Genomic DNA, 21,081 nt, shown 5'->3' on the forward strand with positions numbered 1-21,081 from the left:
CAACGTCCCTGGGCATCACAGCTAGGAAGCGGCCGCCGGCTCGAGGGTTCGGCTCCGCCGACGTGCAGGACAAGCGGCCAGGGACGACGAGCGGGGCGGGCGTTCGCCGTGACCCAACCGGCCGAGTTACGGAGTTGACCCGGCAGACGGTGACATGGCACGGCACATGTCCCGTGCGATGTCACCGGCTGCCGTGCTCGGTGTCGCTGGCTCAGCTCTCGTCGGTCAGCAAGACACCACGCTCTGCCCGCCGGCGGCGCTGCTCGACCGGGTCGGGGACGGGCACGGCGGCGATGAGCCGGCGCGTGTAGTCCTTCCCGGGAGAGCGCAGCACGCGCTCGCGCGGACCGACCTCGACGAGCCGGCCGTGCTGGAGGACCGCGACCCGGTTGGCGAGCGAGTCGACGACGGCGAGGTCGTGGCTGATGAACAGGCAGGCGAACTGCAGCCGGTCCTGCAGCTCGCGGAACACCTCGAGCACCCGGGCCTGCACCGAGACGTCGAGCGCGGACGTCGGTTCGTCGGCGATCACCAGCTCAGGGTCGAGCGCCAGCGCTCGCGCGAGTGAGACGCGCTGCCGCTGGCCGCCGGACAGCTCGTGCGGGAACCGCTCGGCGTGCTCGCCGGACAGCTGGACGTCCTCGAGGAGCCGGCGGACCCGACCCCGGACCTCGACAGACGAGAGGTCGGTCTGGGTGCGCAGGGGCTCGGCGACGCAGTCGCCCACCGACAGCCTCGGGTTGAGCGACGCCGCGGGGTCCTGGAAGACCACGCCGAACTTTCGCCGCAGGGGCCGCAGGCGGGCGTCGCTGAGACCCGACACCTGCTGACCCGCCACCGTGATGCTGCCGCTGGTGGGCTGCTGGAGCCCCACGGCGGCCCGCCCGATCGTCGACTTGCCCGATCCGGACTCTCCGACGAGCGCGAGCACCTCGCCCCGGCGCACCTGCAGCGAGACGTCGTCGACCGCCCGGAACGTCGGACGGCCGAAGCCGCCCGCGAAGTCGACCACGAGGTGCTCGACGTCGAGCACGACGTCACTGGGTGCCGCGTCGCCGGGGCCGGTCTCGTGGCCGAGGTGGGGCACCGCGTCGAGCAGGGCCCGGGTGTACGGGTGCGCCGGCGCCGCGAACAGCTGGTCGACCGGGGCCTGCTCGACGATCGAGCCGCGGTACATCACGACGACCCGGTCGGCCACGTCCGCGACGACCCCCATGTTGTGGGTGATCAGGACGATCGCGGTGCCGAGCCGGTCGCGCAGCGAGAGCAACAGCTCCAGGATCGCCGCCTGCACGGTGACGTCGAGGGCCGTCGTGGGCTCGTCGGCGATGATCACGTCGGGCTCGCAGGCGATCGCCATCGCGATCACGACCCGCTGCTTCTGCCCGCCCGACAGCTGGTGCGGGTAGTGGCCGACGCGCTCGGACGGGTCCGGCAGCCCCACGAGGTCCAGCAGCTCGACGGCGCGCTCCTTCGCCTCGGCCACGGACATGTCGCGGTGGGCCCGCAGGCACTCCACGAGCTGCCAGCCGATCGTGCGCACCGGCGTGAGTGCGGCGGAGGGCTCCTGGAAGACCATCGAGACCTCGTCGCCGCGGATCGACCTCATCGCGTCGGCCTTGCGCCCGATCAGCTCGCGGGGCTCGTCGCCGGGGGTGCGGAGCACGGCGGACCCGTCGACCGTGGCCGAGTCGGGCAGGAGTCCGAGGACTGCGCGCGAGCTGACCGACTTGCCTGATCCGGACTCGCCGACCACCGCGACGACCTCGCCCGCGTGCACGTCGAAACCGATCTCCCGCACGGCCTGCAGGGGAGCGCCGTCGGTGCGGAACGAGACCGAGAGGTCGCGCAGCGAGAGCACGGCCAGCTTCTTCTCGCTCGGTTCCGGCCGGCCGGACTGCGCGGCGGGCGCGTCGTCGAGGGCGGCCGGGGTGGTGGGATCGACCGTCCCGAGGTCGGCGATCTCGTCGGCGTCGTGGCCGCCGGCGCCGCCACGGGTCCGCAGGAGGGGGTTCCAGATGTCGTTGAGGCTCTCGCCGACGAGCGTGACGCCGAGGACGATCAGCACGATCGCCAGACCCGGGAACGTGCCGGTCCACCAGATGCCGGATGCCGCGTCGGGCAGGGCCTTGTTGAGGTCGTAGCCCCACTCGGCGGCGGCCGAGGGCTCGATGCCGAAGCCGAGGAACCCCAGTCCGGCCAAGGTGAGGATCGCCTCGGAGGCGTTGAGGGTCGCGATGACCGGCAGCGACTGCGAGACGTTCGCGAGGACGTGGCGGCGCAGGATCCGTGGCGTGCGCACGCCGGCCACCCGCGCGGCGTCGACGTAGGGCTCGGACTTCACCGCCAGTGTCGCGTTGCGAATGACGCGGAAGTACTGCGGCACGAACACGACGGTGATCGAGACGGCCGCGGCGAAGATGCCACCGAAGGCGCTGCTCTGCCCGCCGGTCAGGACGATCGAGACGACGATCGCCAGCAGCAGGGAGGGGAAGGAGTAGAGGGCGTCCATCACGAGCACGAGGCCCCGGTCGAGCCACCCGCCGAGGTAGCCGGACACCAGGCCGAGCGGAACGCCGACGAGGCTCGACAGGACCACGGCCAGCACGATGACCTCGACCGCGGTGCGGGCGCCGAACACGACCCGGGACAGGACGTCCTGACCGCCCACCGTCGTGCCGAACCAGTGGGCCGCGGACGGCGTCTGCTGCGTGCCGAACCTGACGCCATCGGCGTCGCGCACGGCGTCGAAGCCGTACGGCGCGATCCACGGTGCGAACACCGCGACCACGACGAACAGGGCCATGAGGCCGAAGCCCAGCAGCAGCATGACCCGCTGCAGGCCGTGCGACTGGCGCACGACGGTGGGGACGGGCCATCGGGTGCGGCGGGCCATCAGAACCTCACCCGCGGGTCGACGACGGCGACGATGACGTCGATCAGGAAGCTCGTGACGCCCACGATCAGGGCGATCAGGGTCACGATGCCCTGGACGGCGAGGAAGTCGCGGGCGATGAGGTACTCCGACAGCTCGTAGCCGATGCCCTTCCACTCGAACGTGGTCTCGGTGAGGATCGCGCCGGCGAGCAGCATCGCGATCTGCATGCCCATGACCGTCACGACGGGCACCAGGGCCGTGCGGAACGCGTGCTTGCGCACGACCCTGCGCTCGGAGACGCCCCGGGCCCGGGCCGCCGTGACGAAGTCCGCCCGGAGCGTCTGCAGCAGATTGAGCCGGACCAGGCGTAGGAACACCCCTCCGGTCAACAGGCCGAGCGCCACGGCCGGCAGCACCGCGTGCTGGAGGACGTCGAGCACCATGTCCGGGCTGCCCCACAGGATCGCGTCGAGCAGCAGGATGTGGGTCTCGTGGCCGGTCCGGGACAGCGCGAGCTCGGTCGAGGTGCTCGCGCGGCCCGACGAGGGCCATCCGAAGGGGGTGAACGCGAGCTTGAGCAGGAGGCCGACGAAGAACACCGGCGCGGCGTAGACCAGGATCGCGCCGAGTCGCAGCACGACGTCCGGGAAGCGGTCGCGGTGCCGGGCCGCGAGGCGCCCGAGCGGCACGCCCACCGCGAACGCCACGATCAGTGCGTAGACCGAGAGCTCGAGCGTCGCGGCGCCGTTCTGCACCAGGATCTGCGAGACCTCACGGTTGTCGGTCAGCGTCGTGCCGAAGTCGCCCCGCACGATGCCGCCGAGGTACTCCAGGTACTGCGTGAGCATCGGCCGGTCGAGGCCGGCCTCGGCCTTGCGCTCGGCGATCTGGTCCGGACTCAGCCGGCCGCCCTGCGCCGCCTGGATGGGGTCGCCGATGACGCGCATCAGGACGAACACCAGCGTCACGAGGAACCACATCATCGGCACGATGAGGGCGAGCCGGACGAGCAGGTACCGCGCGAGGGGGTTCAGCCGGGTGTGGCTGCGGGACTCGGCGGTCGGTGGGCCGGACGACGGCAGCTCGGCCGGGCCGAGCACTTCGGCGGAGGACATGGGTGGGGCGTCCCTTCGGACGGGAGTCGGACGCGGTCAGGGTGCGCGGGGGCGGGTCCGCCGGACCCGCCCCCGCCCAGGGCTGGCTACTGCGCCAGCGAGGTGAACCGGAACTTGAACGACGGGTCGAGCGTGTCGTCGACGCCGGTCACGCCGTCGACCGCGACCGCGACCGAGGTGCCCGTGAGCAGGGGCAGGTAGGGAACCTGCTCGGCGAGCCGCGTCTGGATCTGCGCCAGGGTCGCGGCGCGGGTCGTGGGATCGCCGTCGGTGCGCTCGGACTCCAGCAGCGCCGTCATGTCGGGGTCGGCGTGCGGCGTGCCCTCCTCGTTGTAGTGCGAGTTGGTGAAGTTGCCCGCCTTGTCCGTCGAGTACGGCGCGAGGAACGGCGACAAGTAGTTGTCGGCGTCCGGGAAGTCGGGGAACCAGCCGAGCTGGAACACGGGGTAGCCGTCGGCCGGGAACTCCTCGGAGTACGTGTTCCACTCCGTCGACTGCAGGTTGACCGTGAACAGCCCGGTGTCCTCCAGCTGACGCTTGATCGCGCTGTACTCCTGGTCGGAGCTGGAACCGTAGTGGTCGGGGTTGTACTGCAGCTGGATCTCGACCGGCGTCGCGACGCCGGCGTCGGACAGGTACTTGCCCGCAGCCTCCAGGTTGGGCTCGGCGCCGTACAGCTCCTTGAACGCCTCGGTCGCCCCGGTCTGTCCCTCGGGCACCATCGACCACGCGGGCGTGTAGGTGTCCTGGTAGACCTCGGTCGACAGCTCGGCGCGGTCGACCGAGGAGGCCACGGCCTGGCGCACCGCGAGCTTCTGCGCCGGCGTGCCGCCCGGCATCGTGTCGAGGTTGAAGACCACGTAGCGCAGCTCGCCGCCGGCGCCCTGGTGCACCGTGATGCCGTCGGCCTTCTCGAGGTCCGCGATGTCGGTCGGCGTCAGGGAGCGGTAGGCCACGTCGATGGCCTGGTTCTGGATGTCGAGCTTGAGGTTCTCGGACTTCGCGTAGTACTTGAGCGTCACGACGTCCTCGGACGGCGCGTCGTACGTGCCGTCGTAGTCGGGGTTGGCCGTGAACTCCGCGAGCTCGTTCTTGTCGTAGGACGTGATCGTGTACGGGCCGGAGAACCCGCCCGCCTCGACCGCGTCGTCGTCGGACAGCACCTCGTCGGCCGGGTACGTCTCCTCGTCGACGATCGGGCCGGCCGAGGTCACGAGGATCTGCGGGAAGGTCTGGTCGTTCGGCGAGTTGAGCGTGAACGTGACCGTGGTGTCGTCGACGGCCTCGACCGAGGCCATGGTGCCGAGCAGCGAGGCGGGCCCGTTCGGGTCGTTGATGTCCACGATGCGCTGGAAGGAGAACGCGACGTCGGAGGCGGTGAGGTCGTTGCCGTTCGCGAACGTGAGGCCTGGCTTGAGCGTGCAGGTGTAGACCGTCGGTTCGGTGAAGTCGCACGACTCGGCGGCGTCGGGAGCCAGCTCGGTGGACCCGGCCGGGAAGTTGAGCAGGTACTGGTACACCTGCGTCTGGACCGTCATGGATCCGTTGTCGTAGGAGCCGGCCGGATCGATCGAGACGACCTTGTCGGTGGTGCCGACGATGAGCCCCGTGGACTCGTCGCCCGAACCGCAGGCGACGAGGGTGGCGGCCGAGACGGCCGTGGTCAGCGCGATGGCGGCGCCGCGGCGCAACGACATACGAACTCCTCCTGAGAGCGAGCCCGCCCGTCGGACCCGAGTCCTCGCAACGTAGTCAGCCGGACCGGCGCCTGGGGAGGCCTGCGAGGTTGCAAATGGGTGACGTCGGCAACTTCTTGCCGGCCCGCGCGCCCTACAGTGGCCCGGTGACGAGCGAGCCCGGGACGAGCGAGGTGTCGAGGACCCGTCGCGTCGTCGTGCTCGTGGTGGCCGCGGTCGTGGCCGTCCAGCTGTTCGGGGTCACGATCATCTCGATCCCGCCGCAGTCGGCACCGCCGGGCACCCGTACGGCAGCCGAGGTCGTGCTCCCGGCGTACTTCGAGGAGGAGTGGAAGCTCTTCGCGCCGAGCCCCGTCAACGCCGATCGCGACCTGATGGTGCAGGCGGCCTGGCGGGACGGCGGCACGGTCACGACGGGGGAGTGGATCAACCTCACGGCGGTCGACGACTCGGTCGTGGCGCACTCGGTGGGGGCGCCGCGGTCGGCGTACCTGACGTCGCGCCTGGCGGGCGGGCTCGAGGCGGTGTGGTCGAACGCCGACCCTGAGGTCCGCACCGCTGTCGCCGAGGCGTCGTCGCCGGGCGACCCGCTCGACGAGGCCGAGGTGGCCGAGGCGCTTGGCTCCGAGGACGTCACCGGGCTGGCCCGTGACCTCATCGTGGAGCGTGACGCAGGAGCGACGACCTACCTGACGGACGTGTTCCGCTCGATGGAGCCCGGCCGTGAGCTCGTCGCGGTGCGCTACGGCACCCGGCTCTCGACGGCGCCTCCCTGGGAGCGTCGCCACGAGGCCGAGAAGTCCGTCGGGCGGACCGTGGCGGGGCCGTGGCGGGTGCCGGCCGCCGACGACCCCGAGCGGCGGCGCAGCGTCGGTGGCTACCTGGAGCGCCACTCGTGAGCGGCGTGGCCACGCGATCGGGATCCGTCCTGGACCGTTTCGTCGAGACCGTGACGTCCCACCGGTGGTCGACCTACGGCCTCGCGGCCACGCGTATGACCCTGGCCGTCACGATTCTGCTGCAGCTCGTCGTGGGATTCGCCGACCGTCAGTACATCTGGGGTGTCGGGCACCGATGGGCCGAGCCGTTCCACGAGCGCCAGGCCGTCGTGACGTGGCTGCCGTGGCTGCCGGCCGCGCCGGCGTGGGTGACCGACCTGGCCGTGCTCGCATCGGTGCTCGCGGGCCTGGCGCTGCTCGTGGGCTGGCACACGCGCACCGCCTGCATCGCGACCTTCGTCCTGTGGGCCGTCATGATCGACGCCTCGCCGATCCTGCGTTCGGGGGCGGAGGACGTCGTCCGGCTGGTGCTGTTCTACCTGTGTTTCAGCGACAGTGGCGCCGCGGCATCGCTCGACGCGCGCCGCCGTCGGGCCCGATCGCGGCCGGCGGGGTCCACCGAGTGGCTCACGATCCTGCTGAACAACCTGGCCGTCGTGCTGATCGCGCATCAGATCGTCATGATCTACGTCGGCTCGGCGCTGTGGAAGTTCGACGGTCCCACCTGGCTCGACGGCACCGCGGTCTACTCCCCGCTGCAGGTCAACCAGTACTCCCCGTGGCTCGACGAGCTCGGCTGGCTCTACACGTGGTCGCCCTTCGTCCACGCGGCCACCTGGAGTGCCATGGCCATCCAGCTCGCCTTCCCCCTCCTGCTGCTCGACCGGCGCACCCGCATCCTCGGATTCGTCCTGGTGACCGGCACCCACCTCGGGATCGGGCTCCTGATGGGGCTCATGTACTTCTCGCTGGCGATGATCGCGGCGGACGCCGTGCTGATCAGTGACGCCAGCTGGCGACGAGCTGCTGATGCCGTCCGCAGGTGGGGAAGGCGCCTCCGGTCGACCCCCGAGGACACAGGTGCCGGGAGAACCGGGCCGTGAGCATGTGAGCCACGCCACGCCGCCGGGTTTCGGGCGAATGGTCAGACTTGCTGAGAATGTGGTTAAACTGTCGCTCGGACTGACGAGCTCCACGGGGCTCGTCCTGCCTTCCGCCCGGGCGGGGAACACACCTGCGCCCCACCCGAACGCTTGGACTACGAGGAGCACTCCCGCATGAAGCACATCGGCAAGAAGGTGATCGGAGCCGGCGTCGCGACGCTGCTCGTCACCTCCGTGGCCAGCCTGAACGCAGGCGCCGCCACCGTCACTGACTACAAGTCCTACGCCGAGGCGCAGTACGTCGTCGGTACCGGTGCTCTGGGGAGCCCGCTGGTCGATCCGCTGGTCGACGTGCTCGCCGAGAACGAGCAGCAGGCCGGCGACGGCGCCACGGGAGTCATCTCGCGCGTCGACACCGCAGCCGGCACGGCCGAGACCGCTCCGGGCCCCTACTACGCCGAGGGCGCGCTCAACGCGCTCGAGGCCCTGACCGGACCGCTGGGTGACCTGCTCGGCTCGCTGGGCGTGGGTGTCATCGGCAGCTACGCCAAGGCCGACAAGAACGTCTCGCTCGCGGCCTCGGGCCTGATCACCAACGAGGGCGCCATCAACGTCGACTCCGCCGCTCCGGGCGGCCCGTCGAACGCCACGCTCGACCTCACCGGTCCCGGGCAGCCGCTCGAGGCACTCAACCCGGTCGCCAACATCGTGCTCGACCTCGGCGCCGCCGCCTCGTCGGCCACGCTGACCGGCGCGGGCCTGACCAAGCCGGACGCCGCCGACCAGGCCGTCCTGGACTACGGCATCACCGGTGGCGGGCTCGACATCGAGCTCGTCGCGCTCCAGACGCTTGATCCGCTGGGCATCGTCGGCACGCTGGACGGCCTCTCGATCGGTGTCCCCGGCGTCGCCACGGTCGAGGTCATCGGCATCGACTCCGTCACGAACGCCATCGCCAACACCACGCAGAACGGTGTCTCGATCAACCTGACCGGTCCCGACGCCGGTCTCATCTCGGTCGACGTTCCCACCCTCCTGGCCTCGGCCGGCATCGACATCAACAACCTGCCGCGCGACACCGAGCTCCTGCCGCTGGTCGTCACCGAGCTGACCGAGCAGGTCGATGACTTCGTGGCCGCCCTGGTCCAGAACCTCACCGACGCCGTTGCGGATCTCTCGGTCGAGGTCACGGCCCTGGGTGGCATCGTGCCTCCGATCGTGATCCCGCTGGGTGATCTGGCCGCGAATCTGCTCGCCCCGGTCAACGATGCGGTTCAGGCCGTCATCGCGCAGGTGCTCGACCCGGTTCTCGCTCAGCTCGGCTCGGCCCTCGCCGACGTGCTCGAGCAGCTCACGGGTGTCGTCAACGTCCGCGTCAACCTGCAGCATGTCGGCACCAACGCCGACGCTGACCCGGACAACTACGTCGCGCTCGTCTCGAGCGACCGCACGGGCACCGAGGGCGTCTTTGCCATCACGGCCCTGCGCGTCGAGGTCCTGGGCGCTGCCGGCAACGGTGGTCTGTTGAGCCTCAACCTGGCCAACTCGCTCGTCGGTCCTAACTCGGTCAACACGTTCGACGACAACGCGAACGTCAACGCCAACGCCCCGGCCAACGCGAACGCTCCGGCGAACGCGAACGCTCCGGCCAATGCGAACGCCAACCTGAACGGCAACGGGGGCCTGGCCGACAAGTCGGTCGACACCCTGCCGAGCACCGGTGCGTCGAACCTGTGGCCCTTCTGGCTGCTGGGTCTGCTCCTGGTGGCCCTGGGTGCGGCCGCGATGATCAACGAGAAGCGCCGCGAGTCGGCTCTGCTCGCCTGATCGAGAGCACTGACGTCACGCAGTGACGAACCGATGCCGGTGACCTTCGGGTCACCGGCATCGGTCATGTCCGGCTCCCGACTCATCTCGACCTAGGATGGAGCTCATGTCCGCCCCTGCTTCCGAGGTTCGCGCGACCCGGTGGCAGAGCGGGATCATGCTCACGGTCGCGGCGGTCGTCATCGTGCACTCGGCGGTCGTCGGGCTGTGGCTCAGTCCGTCCAGCCCCATCCGCGAGACGGTCGGTGACAACACGCTGGCCTCCTACGTCAACCCGTACTTCCGCCAGTCGCCCACCACGGTCGACCCCGGGGTCCAGCGGGCCGACGAGGCGCTGCTGGTCAGGTCCAGGGTCCTGACCGCGGACGGTGAGACCGTGGAGACCCCGTGGACCGACGTCACGGCCGACCTGGAGGACGGGAGCCTGCTGCGGCCTCGCATCGACCGCGCGGCCCGGTCGCTCGCGACGAACCTCAACGTCGCGATCACCTCGTTCCCCGAGGACGCCCGCCCGCTGGTCGAGGAGGATCTCCTCGAGGAGGACCGCGCCGTGCGCCAGGTCGAGATCGAGGCCGAGGGCGCCACGCCGTTCCAGGCCCAGGTCTTCTTCGCGAACTGGGCGATGGCCACCCAGTTCGGCACCCTGTACAGCACAGCCCGGGCCGATGGCACGGTCGAGCAGGTCCAGATCCGGGTCGGCCTGCGCCGCGTTCCCGCGTACGACGACCGCAACGACGGCACGGTGCGCGACGAGCCGTTCTCGTTCGTGACACTGGGGTGGCGCGACGCGATCGCCGGCAACGAAGAGGCCCAGCGGGCCTTCGACGACTACGTAGGGGGTGATGACGGTGCGTGACACGTGGTGGGTCGTCGTCGACACCGTGATCGGAGCCCGCGAGTCCGCCGAGCGCTGGCTCTTTGGCGGGCGGCACGCGTTGGTGGCGCTGGGTCTGTGCCGCATCCTGCTCGGCCTCAGCGTCGTGCTGACCCTCGTGGTCAACTTCTCCGACCGCACGCTGTGGGTCGGCAATGCCTCGGTGTGGGCCGAGCCGGCCCGGGACGCGGTCGACTTCCCGGAGCTGTGGCTCGTGCGCAATGCCACCGACACCGTGGTCACGCTCGTGTACGTCGTGACGACGCTGGCCGCCCTGGCCTTCACGGCTGGCTGGTACACCCGGGCGGCCAACGTCGTGACGTTGATCGGGTTCATCGCCGTCGTGGGTCAGAACCCGATGGTCGGCAGCGCGAGCGACAACGCGGTCCGGCTGGCGCTGCTGTGGCTCGTGCTCACGAGCTCCGGTGACCGCTGCTCGGTCGACGCCCGCCAGCGCGCGCGCCGCGACGCGGACGCCGAGGCCGAGCAGCGCGGATTCGACTCCGACGAGGTCCTCCCGCCGTGGCTCGGCATCAGCCTGCACAACATCGGCCTGCTCGGTCTGGCGGTGCAGACCGTGCTGCTGTACGTGACCGCCGGGCTCGACAAGATCGCGCGTGAGGCGTGGCGCTCGGGGGAGGCGCTCTACTACACGACCCAGCTGCCGGAGTTCCGGCCGTTCGGGGTCCTGTCGGACCTGGTGTCGGCCAGCCCGGTCGTCCTGGCCCTCCTGACCTACCTCGTGCTGCTGACGCAGCTCTTCTTCGCCCCGTTGATGCTGACGCGGCCGTCGCGCATCGCCGCGGTCACGGTGGCCATCGTGGCGAACGTGTTCTTCGCCGTGGTGTTCGGGGCCGTCCCGGCGGCGCTGGCGATCATCGCGGTCACGTTGGTGGTGTTTCCCGACGACCTGCTGGAGGAGCGGGTCGACTGGCTCGCCGAGGTCACCGAGCGACCCCGACAGCAGGTCGAGGACCTCTGGTTCCGCGTCTCGGACCCGTTCGTGGAGGCAGCCGATGCCGTGCGCCTGCGTCGGCAGGACCGCCTGGAGCAGAAGGTCGCGCGCACCGCGGCCCGGCACGGCGCCGGCCGCTCGGACCGGGCCACCGAACCGCCCTCGCGCGACACGGCCGAGACCGACTGAGTCAGTCGCGGACCACGTCGGCCGCGGCGCGGCTCCCGGAGACGACCAGGCCGATCACCGGAATCGTCAGCACCGCCGCTGCGGCGTTCAGCGTGCCGAAGTCACGCCAGGCCATGACCAGGCCCGCCAGGAGGCCACCGGTGGCCCCGGCCACGTTCATCGCGAGGTCCGCGATGCCCTGGACCGCCGGCCGGACCTCGCCGCTGACGGCCGTGGTGAGCATCGCGGCCGCCGCGATGACCGACATCGACCAGCCGAGGCCGAGAAGCACCAGACCGATCATGATCTGCGCCTCGGAGTGGCCGGCCGTGCCGGACACGAGTGTCGAGAGCACGAGCACCGCCTGACCCGCGAGGACCACCACAGCGGGGCCGATGCGGTCGCTCAGCCAGCCGAACACGGGCGACAGGGCGAACATGCCGGCGATATGGAGGCTGATCGTCAGTCCGATGACCTCCAGGTCGGCTCCGTGGTCCTCCAGGTGCACGGGCGTCAGGGACATGACCGAGACCATGACGGCGTGCGACGCGGCGATCGTGACGACGGCCGTCAGGGCGCGACCTCGCAGGTGCGGCCACGGCGAGACCCGAGCTCGCCGCGGCGCATCGACCGCCCGCGCGAGCGGGTCCGGCCGGACGAGGAGAAAGGTCAGGAGGCCGGCCACTGTGAAGGCGACGACCGAGAACACGAGCGGCCCGGCGAGCTCGGGCACGCCGAGCACCTCGGCGAGCCGGGCTCCGGGTCTGGTGAGGTTCGGCCCGGCCACCGCACCGATCGTGGTGGCCCACACGACGACCGAGAGCGAGCGGGCGACCCTGCGGGGCTCGGCCTGGTCGGTCGCGGCGAAGCGGGACTGGAGGTTGGACGCGGTGCTCGCACCGAACAGCACCAGCCCGAGGAGCACGATCGGCAGCGATCCGCGGTCCGCGCCCACGATCGACACGAGTGCGCCCGCCGCCCCGATCAACCACCCGGTCGTGAGGGCGGGGCGCCGCCCCGAGCGCATGGCCCAGCGAGCGAGCGGGACCGTGGCCAGTGCGGCACCGATCGTGAGCATCGCGGTGGCGGTGCCGGCCCAGCCCGAGGACCCGCTGACGTCCTTGACCAGGAGCGCGCCGATGGCCAGCCCGGCGCCGTTGCCGACACCACCCACCACCTGGATCGCCGCGAGGGACCCGACGAGGCGTCCCTGCGGATAGGTCACGAGGACCAGACCGTCACCCGGTCGATGGGGTCGAGCCAGAGCGCGTCGCCGACGGCCACGTCGAACGCCGCGTAGAACGCCTCGATGTTGCGCACGACCTGGTTGCAGCGGAACTCCGGCGGTGAGTGGGGATCGACCGTGAGGCGCCGCACCGTCTCGGCGGGCCGCACCTTCGACTGCCAGGCCTGGGCCCACGAGATGAAGAAGCGCTGGTCGGGCGTGAGGCCGTCGATCGGCTCGTCGCCCGGATCGGTCAGCCGGAACGCGCGGTACGCGATGCTGAGCCCACCGAGGTCGCCGATGTTCTCGCCGATCGTGAGCGCTCCGTTGACCTTCTGTCCGTCCGCGCCCTCGGGCGAGAGCTCGTCGTACTGGGCGACGAGAGCGGCCGTGAGCTTCTCGAACGCGGCCCGGTCGTCGTCGGTCCACCAGTTGCGCAGGGCGCCGGTGCCGTCGTACTGCGAGCCCTGGTCGTCGAACCCGTGGCCGATCTCGTGGCCGATCACCGCACCGATGGCCCCGTAGTTGACGGCGTCGTCGGCGTCTGCGTGGAAGAACGGTGGCTGCAGGATCGCCGCGGGGAAGACGATCTCGTTCATCGTGGGGTTGTAGTACGCATTGACCGTCTGCGGCGTCATGTACCACTCGTCGCGGTCGATCGGCGCGCCGATCTTCGCCAGCTCGCGCGCGGTCTCGACGGCCATCGAGCGGCGCGCGTTGCCGAGCAGGTCGGTGGGTTCGGTCTCGAGGGCCGAGTAGTCCTTGAACTGTTCGGGGTGACCGATCTTGGGCGTGAAGGCCGCGAGCTTCTCGTGCGCCCGGGCCTTGGTCGCGTCGCTCATCCACGGCAGCTCGGTGATCGACAACCGGTACGCCTCGATCAGGTGCGCGATCAGCTCGTCCATCCGGGCCCGCGCCGTGTCGGGGTACTCGGTGCGCACGTAGAGGCGGCCGACCGCCTCGCCCATGGCGCCCTCGACGAAGGAGACGCCGCGCTTCCAGCGGGGGCGCAGCTCGTCGGTGCCCGACAGGGTGCGGCCGTAGAACGCGAAATTCTCCTCGACCAGCTCGCTCGACAGGTAGGCCGCCGCCGCGTGGACGACGTTCCAGCGCAGCCAGTCGCGCCACGCGGGCAGGAGGTCGGGGGTCAAGAGCGTCTCGAGGCCCTCGAGGAACGAGGGCTGAGCCATGACGACCTCGGCCAGGACCTGCTCCGGGATCTGACCGGCCGCCGACCAGGTCGCCAGGTCGAATGACGGCACGAGGGCCTGGAGCTGGTCGAAGGGCAGCAGGTTGTAGGTCTTCTGCGCATCCCGGCACGCGACGCGGTCCCAGTGGTGGGCAGCGAGGCGCGTCTCGAGGTCGAGCACCCGCTCGGCGCGTGCGGTGGCGGCGTCCGGCCCGGCCCCGTCCAGGCCGGCGAGCGTCAGCATGCGGGCGACGTGGGCGACGTAGGCGGTGCGGATCTCGGCGAAGTCGTCCTCGCGGTAGTAGGACTCGTCGGGCAGCCCGGTACCGCCCTGGAACCCGTGGGTCACGTAGCGGTCGGGCTGGCCGCGGTCAGGACCGATGTAGATGCCGATCAGGCCGTGCGTGCCCGTGCGCTCCAGGTCGCCCAGGAGGCGGGCGAAACCGGTGTAGTCGTCGACCTCGTCGATGCGGGCGAGATCGGGCTGCAACGGCGTGACGCCGAGGGCCTCGATCCGGTCGGTGTCCATGAACGACGCGAACAGGTCGCCGATCTTGCGCTCGTCGGAGCCGGCCGGGGCGTCGGCGGCCGCCGCGGTCTCGATGATCTGACGGACCTTGGCCTCGGCCTCGTCGACGAGGGTCACGAACGAGCCGGCGGTCGCGCGGTCGGGCGCGATGGGCGCTTCGCGCAGCCAGCGTCCGTTGACGTGGCGGAAGAGGTCGTCCTGGACGCGGATCTCGTGGTCCAGCTGCGTGATGTCGATGCCCTGAGTCACCTCGTTAGGCTACAGGCGTGGCGAGCACCTACCTGACCCGTCTGACGGTCCTGCGGGTCGAGGACGTCGGCCCCGCGATGCGACGCGTCGTGCTGGGCGGACCCGAGCTGGCCGACGTGGTCGCCCGGTGGTCGGGGCACACCGATGCCTACGTCAAGATCGCCTTCCTCGCCCCTGGGGTCGACTACCCCGAGCGGCTCGATCTCGAGCAGGTCCGCGCGTCGATGCCGCCGGAGCACTGGCCCGTGCTGCGCACTTACACGATCCGCCGGCTCGACCCCGCCGCCGGCGAGATGTGGATCGACGTCGTCGTGCACGGCGACGCCGGCCTGGCCGGCCCGTGGGCGGCCCGCGCCCAGGCGGGCGAGACCGTGCACCTGCGCGGTCCCGGCGGTGCCTACCGGCCCGACCCGGCCGCTGACCACCAGCTGCTCGTGGGCGACGAGTCGGCGCTGCCGGCCGTCCTGGCGAGCCTGGAGGCCCTCGAGCCGGGCCAGCGCGCCACCGCCTTCCTCGAGGTCGACGGACCGGCCGACGAGCAGCCCGTCGTCACCGCCGGCGACGCCGAGGTGTTCTGGTTGCACCGGTCTCCGGCCGATGCCGGCACCACCAGTCTCCTGGACGACGCCGTTCGAGCCTGGTCCTGGCCCGCGGGCCGGGTCCAGGTCTTCGTGCACGGTGAGTCCGGGCTCCTCAAGACCGTGCGCCCGTACCTCGTGAAGGACCGCGGCGTCGAGCGGCGCGACGTGTCGATCTCGGCCTACTGGCGTCGTGGTGAGTCCGAGGAGGGCTTCCGAGCCTGGAAGGCCTCCGAGCGCGCCCGCGGCGAGGAGCCGATGATCCGGCCCGAGTCCGCGCCGTCATGACGGTCCACGCTCTGGTGCTGGCGGGGGGCACCGGCACCCGGTTCGGCGCGGCGACCCCGAAGCAGCTGCTCGACCTCGACGGCAGGAGCGTCCTCGCACACGCCGTCAGTCGTCTCGCGGGGCACCCCGACGTCGACTGGATCGTCCTGGTGACCCACGCCGAGTCGGCGCGGGAGGCGCACCGGGTGGCGGTGGCCGAGCCGAAGGTCGTCACGGTCGTGTCCGGAGGTGCCACCCGCGCCGACAGCACGCGGCTCGGACTGGCCGCGATCCCGGAGCTCGCCGACGACGATCTCGTGCTCGTGCACGACGCGGCCCGCCCGTTGGTGACGGGCGAGATCGTCGACGCGTGCCTGGCCGCGCTGGCCGACCACGACGCCGTGACCCCGGCGGTCGAGTCGGTCGACACGCTCGTCGAGGTCGACAGTGCCGGTCTGGTCGTGCGGAACGTCGACCGCTCGGTGGTTCGCCGCGTGCAGACCCCCCAGGGATTCCGGGCGGGGGTGCTGCGGCGCGCGCACGCCGCAGCCGCACTCGAACCCGGGGAGCCCACCGACGACTGTGGGGTCGTCCTGGCGCACGTCCCCGGTGCGCGGGTCACCGTGGTCCCCGGCGACGAGCGCAACCTCAAGATCACGCGGCCGGCCGATCTCGACCTCGCGCGACGCTGGCTCCACGAGGGCTAGAGGCATCCGTCCTCAGCGGGGCAGGGCCGGAGGCACCTCGGCCGGATCCATGGGGCGCCACGTGTCGTCGCCCCACAGGCGCCGGTTCTCGCGGAATCCGCGGACCAGGTCGCCCAGCCCGCGCAGCGTGCGCTGCACGACGATGAGCCGGAAGATCTCCTTGGCGAAGGTCAGTGCCGTGCCGAGACCGAAGCCGAAGCGATGGAGCTTGCCGTGCAGGGCGAAGTACTTGCCGACGTAGGCACGGTTGCGCATGACGTGGAACCGGAACAGCGGGCTCCCGTCGTTGAGGTGGCGCAGGCCCAGGTTGACCTGGCGCTGCTCGCGCTTGCGTCGCAGGACGTACGCGTCGACGTAGACCACCTGCGTGTGCTGGGCGGCCAGCCAGGCGTACGCGGCGTCGTCCCACGTGATGAAGAAGCGCGGGTCCGGCAGGCCGATCGTGCGCACGACGTCGGCGTGGACCAGCATCCCCTCGAACGTGCCCGAGTTGGTGATCGCGTAGCCCTCGTCGTTGAAGGTGCGCGAGACCCCGTAGGGCAGCGGCACGCCGAGGAACTCGTTGAATTTCGCCTGCCAGTAGAACGGTGACCCGTCGAAGTCGTACCGGCGGCCGTGGATGACGCGAAACCGCTCCATCCACGGGGCGAAGCGGTCGAGCGCCTCGGGCAGGATCTCGACGTCGTCGTCCATCAGCCAGACCCAGTCGGCGCCGAGCTCGAGGGCGAGCCGCGTGCCCTCGCAGAAGCCGCCCGCGCCACCGGTGTTGGTGGGGAGGCGCCGGGTCACCAGCACGCCGGGCTCGAACCAGGCGGCGGCCTCCGACAGGACCTCGCTCGTCGCCTCGTCGCTGGCGTTGTCGATCACCACGACGCGCCACGGGGGGCTCGTCAGCCGGGTCGCGCTCCGGAGCAGCTCGGCGAGAAACTCCGGGCGGTTGTACGTGACGACGGCGATCGCGACACGGGGGGACTGGTCGGGCACGCCCGCCACCCTAACGACTCGTGGCTGCGGGAGGATGCCGCAGCGCCGTGGCCGAAGTTCCGCCGCGACCCCGAGCGCGGTGTAGCGTCGCGGTGTGCCCCGACCGAGGATCCCGGCCGCCATCGCTCATCCGGTGCGACTCCTGCCGCTGACGTTCCTCACGCTGATCCTGGCCGGCACCCTCATGCTGATGCTCCCGTTCGCCCGCACGGGGGAGTACTCGCCGGAGTTCATGCCGGCCTTCTTCACGTCGACGTCGGCCGTCACGGTCACGGGTCTGGCCACGGTCGACACCGCGAGCTACTGGTCGCCGGCGGGTCAGGTGATCATCCTGATCCTCGTCGAGATCGGCGGCCTCGGCATCGTCGCCCTCGCCACGGTGCTGGGGCTGTTCATCGGAGGTCGCCTGGGGCTGCGCACGCGCCTCGTGGCCCAGACCGACATGCACGTCGTCAGCCTGGGGGAGGTCAGGCCGCTGTTCCGTCGCGTCGCGGTCGTGATGCTGAGCTTCCAGCTCGTCATCGCGGTCGTGCTGTCCGTGCGGTACCGCGGGTCCTACTTCGACTCGTGGGGCACCTCGCTGTGGCACGGGGTCTTCGACGCGGTCATGGCGTTCAACAACGCCGGGTTCTCGCTCAACTCCGACAGCATCACCCGCTACGCCGGCGACTGGCTGATCATCGTGCCGATCTGCCTCGGGGTGTTCTTCGGCGCCGTGGGCTTCCCGGTGCTCGCCGAGCTGTTCAGCGGCTGGCGCAACCCCAGCAAGTGGACGATCCACACCCGCTTGACGGTGTGGGGCTCGGTCTTCCTGCTGGTCGTCGGGGCCGTGGTGTTCCTGGCCCTGGAGTGGTCCAATCCCGCGACCCTCGGCACGCTGCCGTGGGACCACCGCCTCGTGTCCGGCCTGGAAGGTGGCGTCATGCCCCGGTCCGGCGGGCTCAACAGCTTCGACTGGGGCTCGGTGCGCCCGGAGACCCTGAGCTTCGGCACCGTCCTGATGTTCATCGGCGGTGGCAGCGCGAGCACCGCCGGCGGCATCAAGGTCACGACCTTCCTGCTGCTGGCCTACGTCGTCCTCGCCGAGCTGCGGGGCGACCCGCAGGTCACGATCGGCGCCCGGGCCATCAGCTCGGCGGTCGTGCGCACGGCCCTCACGATCGCGTTGATCTCGGTCATGCTCGTGACCGGGTCGACGTGGCTCCTGATGCTCTTGTCCGACGCGACCTTCGAGAACGCCCTGTTCGAGGTGACCTCGGCCTTCGCGACGGCCGGACTCAGCACGGGACTCACGCCCGACCTCAACAACGCCTCGCAGGTCCTGATCATCGTCTTGATGTTCATCGGCCGAGTCGGCACCATTACGGCTGCCTCGGCCTTCGTGCTGCGTCGTCGGGCACCGCGGTACACCGTGCCCGAGGAACAACCCATCATCGGATAGGAGCCAGCATGGCCAGGAGCAAGGAAACCTCGCCGACCGCGCCGGTCATCGTGCTGGGACTCGGCCGGTTCGGACTCGCCGTCGCGCGTTCGCTCATCCACCTGGGGCACGACGTGCTCGCGGTCGACGAGCGCGCCGAGATCGTCCAGAAGCACGCGAGCGACTTCACGCACGTCGTCGCCGCCGACACGACCGACACCGAGGCCCTGCGCCAGATCGGTGCCGAGCAGTTCGAGATCGCCGTCGTGGGCATCGGCACCGACATCGAGGCCAGCGTCCTGACCGTGCTGGGGCTGCTCGACCTCGGCGTCAGCGAGGTGTGGGCCAAGGCCATCAGCGGCAAGCACGCCGCGATCCTCGAGCGGGTCGGGGCGACGCACGTGATCCGGCCCGAGTCGCAGATGGGCAAGCGCGTCGCGCACCTCGTGACCGGGACCATGACCGACTTCATCGAGTTCGACGACGGCTTCGCGATCGCGCGGACCCGGGCCCCGCAGTGTTCCGAGGCCAAGACGCTCTCCGAGGCCAATCTGCGTCAGCGCTACGGCGTCACGATCGTCGGGGTCAAGACGCGGGGCGAGGACTTCACGTACGCACGGCCCGAGACCTACGTGACCCAGGGCGACGAGCTCATCGTCTCGGGACCGACCCCGAAGGTCGAGACGTTCTGCGCGTTGACGTAAGTCACGGTCCGCCTGGGTCACTCCGTCACTCGCGGGCCCGGCAGCGAGGCGCCCGCGCACCAGGCTGCTTGGTCCACGGCCGCGTGTCCTCGACCCGCGACGGTGGTCACCTGGTGCGCCGGTCCGGAGGGATACGCTGGGGGCATGTTCCTCGACCCGGGCCTGTTGGAGATCCTCGTGTGCCCCCAGTGCCGGGACCGGCTCTTCGTCGACGAGGAGGCCTCCGAGCTCGTGTGCCAGGCCTGCCAGCTGGCGTACCCGGTCACCGACGGGATTCCCACGATGCTCGTGCACGAGGCCCGCGCCGTCTGAGCGGTCCAGGTCACGTCAGGATTCGGCCAACTCCGTGACCGGCGGTCGTGACTCGCGGTTACGATGTGTCCCATGGATTTCAACGTTGCTGACCTGTCGCTGGCCGAGTACGGCCGCAAGGAGATCGACCTTGCCGAGCACGAGATGCCGGGCCTCATGGCCATGCGCGAGCAGTACGGCAAGGACAAGCCCCTGGCCGGCGCCCGTATCGCCGGCTCGCTGCACATGACCATCCAGACCGCCGTGCTGATCGAGACCCTCGTGGAGCTCGGCGCCGACGTCCGCTGGGCCACCTGCAACATCTTCTCGACCCAGGACCACGCGGCTGCCGCGGTCGTCGTCGGTCGCGACGGCACCCCCGAGAACCCCCAGGGCACGCCGGTCTTCGCGTGGAAGGGCGAGACCCTGGGCGAGTACTGGGACGAGGCCGAGAAGGTCTTCGACTTCCCCGAGGGTGGTCCCAACGTCCTGCTGGACGACGGCGGCGACATCACGATGCTCCTGCACCTGGGCGTCGAGTTCGAGAAGACCGGCGTCGTGCCGTCGCAGGACAGCACCGACAACGAGGAGTTCAAGGAGGTGCTGCGCGTCCTGGCCCGCTCGGTCGCGAACAAGCCGCAGCACTGGACGAACATCGCCAAGGACATCAAGGGCGTCTCCGAGGAGACCACCACCGGCGTCCTGCGCCTGTACGACCGTTTCCGTGAGGGCACCCTCCTCTTCCCGGCGATCAACGTCAACGACTCGGTCACCAAGAGCAAGTTCGACAACAAGTACGGCTGCCGCCACTCGTTGGTCGACGGCCTGAACCGTGCGACCGACGTCATGATCGGCGGCAAGGTCGCGGTCGTGTGCGGCTACGGCGACGTCGGCAAGGGCTCGGCGGAGTCGCTGCGCGGCCAGGGCGCCCGCGTCATCGTCACCGAGATCGATCCAATCTGCGCGCTGCAGGCCGCGATGGACGGCTACGAGGTCAAGCGCCTGGAGTCGGTCGTCGAGACCGCCGACATCTTCATCACGACCACCGGAAACTTCGACATCATCACGGTCGAGCACTTCCAGAAGATGAAGCACCAGGCCATCGTCGGCAACATCGGCCACTTCGACAACGAGATCAACATGGCCGGTCTGGCCAAGATCCCGAACATCGTCAAGGACGAGATCAAGCCGCAGGTCCACCAGTGGATCTTCGAGGACGGCAAGAAGATCATCGTGCTGTCCGAGGGTCGTCTGCTGAACCTCGGCAACGCCACGGGGCACCCGTCGTTCGTCATGTCGAACTCCTTCACCAACCAGGTGCTGGCGCAGATCGAGCTCTTCACCAAGTCCGACGAGTACGAGCTGGGCGTCCACGTGCTGCCCAAGCACCTCGACGAGGAGGTCGCGCGACTCCACCTCGACGCCCTGGGCGTCGAGCTGACCGAGCTCACCAAGGAGCAGGCCGCCTACCTCGGCGTGCCGATCGAGGGCCCGTACAAGTCCGATCACTACCGCTACTGAGCCGGAGTCCTGACCCACCGC

The 21,081-nt window shown here is 70.4% G+C and carries 17 protein-coding genes; 11 read left to right on the forward strand and 6 right to left on the reverse strand.

Going from position 1 to position 21,081, the window contains the following annotated elements:
• Positions 1 to 211: 211 nt before the first annotated feature.
• The 3 genes from KAG51_RS13160 to KAG51_RS13170 all read right to left on the reverse strand — a co-directional run bounded on the left by KAG51_RS13160 (position 212) and on the right by KAG51_RS13170 (position 5,690).
• The gene (locus tag KAG51_RS13160) at positions 212 to 2,896 is read right to left on the reverse strand and encodes a dipeptide ABC transporter ATP-binding protein (RefSeq protein WP_290584300.1); all 2,685 of its coding nucleotides are present in this window, start codon (positions 2,894 to 2,896) and stop codon (positions 212 to 214) included.
• The gene (locus tag KAG51_RS13165; RefSeq protein WP_290584301.1) at positions 2,896 to 3,993 is read right to left on the reverse strand and encodes an ABC transporter permease; all 1,098 of its coding nucleotides are present in this window, start codon (positions 3,991 to 3,993) and stop codon (positions 2,896 to 2,898) included. Before KAG51_RS13165 ends, KAG51_RS13160 begins: the two co-directional genes overlap by 1 nt.
• Positions 3,994 to 4,079: 86 nt before the next feature.
• On the reverse strand, positions 4,080 to 5,690 hold the full coding sequence (locus tag KAG51_RS13170) for an ABC transporter substrate-binding protein (protein ID WP_290584302.1): 1,611 nt from the start codon (positions 5,688 to 5,690) through the stop codon (positions 4,080 to 4,082).
• Positions 5,691 to 5,836: 146 nt separating this feature from the next.
• Between KAG51_RS13170 and KAG51_RS13175 the strand changes: the two genes are divergently transcribed.
• The 5 genes from KAG51_RS13175 (at position 5,837) to KAG51_RS13195 (ending at position 11,417) form a co-directional block, all read left to right on the forward strand.
• Positions 5,837 to 6,589: a DUF5819 family protein gene (locus KAG51_RS13175; RefSeq protein ID WP_290584303.1), complete on the forward strand. Its 753-nt coding sequence runs from the start codon at positions 5,837 to 5,839 to the stop codon at positions 6,587 to 6,589.
• Positions 6,590 to 6,594: 5 nt separating this feature from the next.
• Positions 6,595 to 7,572 carry an HTTM domain-containing protein gene (locus KAG51_RS13180; protein WP_290584304.1) on the forward strand — a complete coding sequence of 326 codons (978 nt, stop codon included), beginning with the start codon at positions 6,595 to 6,597 and terminating at the stop codon, positions 7,570 to 7,572.
• A 174-nt stretch (positions 7,573 to 7,746) separates the two neighbouring features.
• Positions 7,747 to 9,399: a choice-of-anchor G family protein gene (locus KAG51_RS13185; protein WP_290584305.1), complete on the forward strand. Its 1,653-nt coding sequence runs from the start codon at positions 7,747 to 7,749 to the stop codon at positions 9,397 to 9,399.
• Between the two features lie 106 nt (positions 9,400 to 9,505).
• Positions 9,506 to 10,255 (forward strand): DUF5819 family protein, encoded by a 750-nt coding sequence (locus KAG51_RS13190; protein ID WP_290584306.1) that lies wholly within the window; start codon positions 9,506 to 9,508, stop codon positions 10,253 to 10,255.
• Positions 10,242 to 11,417 carry an HTTM domain-containing protein gene (locus KAG51_RS13195; protein ID WP_290584307.1) on the forward strand — a complete coding sequence of 392 codons (1,176 nt, stop codon included), beginning with the start codon at positions 10,242 to 10,244 and terminating at the stop codon, positions 11,415 to 11,417. Before KAG51_RS13190 ends, KAG51_RS13195 begins: the two co-directional genes overlap by 14 nt.
• Before the next feature lies 1 nt (position 11,418).
• Here the strand turns inward: KAG51_RS13195 and KAG51_RS13200 are convergent, their stop codons facing one another.
• Complete coding sequence (locus tag KAG51_RS13200; RefSeq protein ID WP_290584308.1) at positions 11,419 to 12,621, reverse strand: MFS transporter; 1,203 nt, start codon at positions 12,619 to 12,621, stop codon at positions 11,419 to 11,421.
• Positions 12,618 to 14,588: a M13-type metalloendopeptidase gene (locus KAG51_RS13205; protein ID WP_290584309.1), complete on the reverse strand. Its 1,971-nt coding sequence runs from the start codon at positions 14,586 to 14,588 to the stop codon at positions 12,618 to 12,620. The genes KAG51_RS13200 and KAG51_RS13205 overlap by 4 nt, the downstream gene beginning before the upstream one ends.
• 17 nt (positions 14,589 to 14,605) lie before the next feature.
• Here KAG51_RS13205 and KAG51_RS13210 point away from each other — a divergent pair, with 17 nt between their 5' ends.
• Together KAG51_RS13210 and ispD are read left to right on the forward strand one after the other, a co-directional pair.
• The gene (locus KAG51_RS13210; protein ID WP_290584310.1) at positions 14,606 to 15,454 is read left to right on the forward strand and encodes a siderophore-interacting protein; all 849 of its coding nucleotides are present in this window, start codon (positions 14,606 to 14,608) and stop codon (positions 15,452 to 15,454) included.
• Positions 15,451 to 16,140: a 2-C-methyl-D-erythritol 4-phosphate cytidylyltransferase gene (gene ispD / locus KAG51_RS13215; protein ID WP_290584311.1), complete on the forward strand. Its 690-nt coding sequence runs from the start codon at positions 15,451 to 15,453 to the stop codon at positions 16,138 to 16,140. The genes KAG51_RS13210 and ispD overlap by 4 nt, the downstream gene beginning before the upstream one ends.
• Before the next feature lie 12 nt (positions 16,141 to 16,152).
• On the opposite strand, the gene KAG51_RS13220 is transcribed toward ispD, so the two are convergent.
• Positions 16,153 to 17,124 carry a glycosyltransferase gene (locus KAG51_RS13220; RefSeq protein WP_290584312.1) on the reverse strand — a complete coding sequence of 324 codons (972 nt, stop codon included), beginning with the start codon at positions 17,122 to 17,124 and terminating at the stop codon, positions 16,153 to 16,155.
• 94 nt (positions 17,125 to 17,218) lie between these two features.
• Here KAG51_RS13220 and KAG51_RS13225 point away from each other — a divergent pair, with 94 nt between their 5' ends.
• The 4 genes from KAG51_RS13225 (at position 17,219) to ahcY (ending at position 21,060) form a co-directional block, all read left to right on the forward strand.
• Entirely contained in the window at positions 17,219 to 18,565 is a 1,347-nt protein-coding gene (locus KAG51_RS13225; RefSeq protein WP_290584313.1) for a potassium transporter TrkG, read from the forward strand.
• Positions 18,566 to 18,573: 8 nt separating this feature from the next.
• The gene (locus tag KAG51_RS13230; protein ID WP_290584314.1) at positions 18,574 to 19,248 is read left to right on the forward strand and encodes a TrkA family potassium uptake protein; all 675 of its coding nucleotides are present in this window, start codon (positions 18,574 to 18,576) and stop codon (positions 19,246 to 19,248) included.
• A 144-nt stretch (positions 19,249 to 19,392) separates the two neighbouring features.
• On the forward strand, positions 19,393 to 19,560 hold the full coding sequence (locus KAG51_RS13235) for a Trm112 family protein (protein ID WP_290584315.1): 168 nt from the start codon (positions 19,393 to 19,395) through the stop codon (positions 19,558 to 19,560).
• 72 nt (positions 19,561 to 19,632) lie between these two features.
• On the forward strand, positions 19,633 to 21,060 hold the full coding sequence (ahcY, locus tag KAG51_RS13240) for an adenosylhomocysteinase (protein ID WP_290584316.1): 1,428 nt from the start codon (positions 19,633 to 19,635) through the stop codon (positions 21,058 to 21,060).
• Positions 21,061 to 21,081: the final 21 nt, after the last annotated feature.

Source organism: Aeromicrobium sp. (genome assembly GCF_023146395.1).
GTDB lineage: Bacteria > Actinomycetota > Actinomycetes > Propionibacteriales > Nocardioidaceae > Aeromicrobium.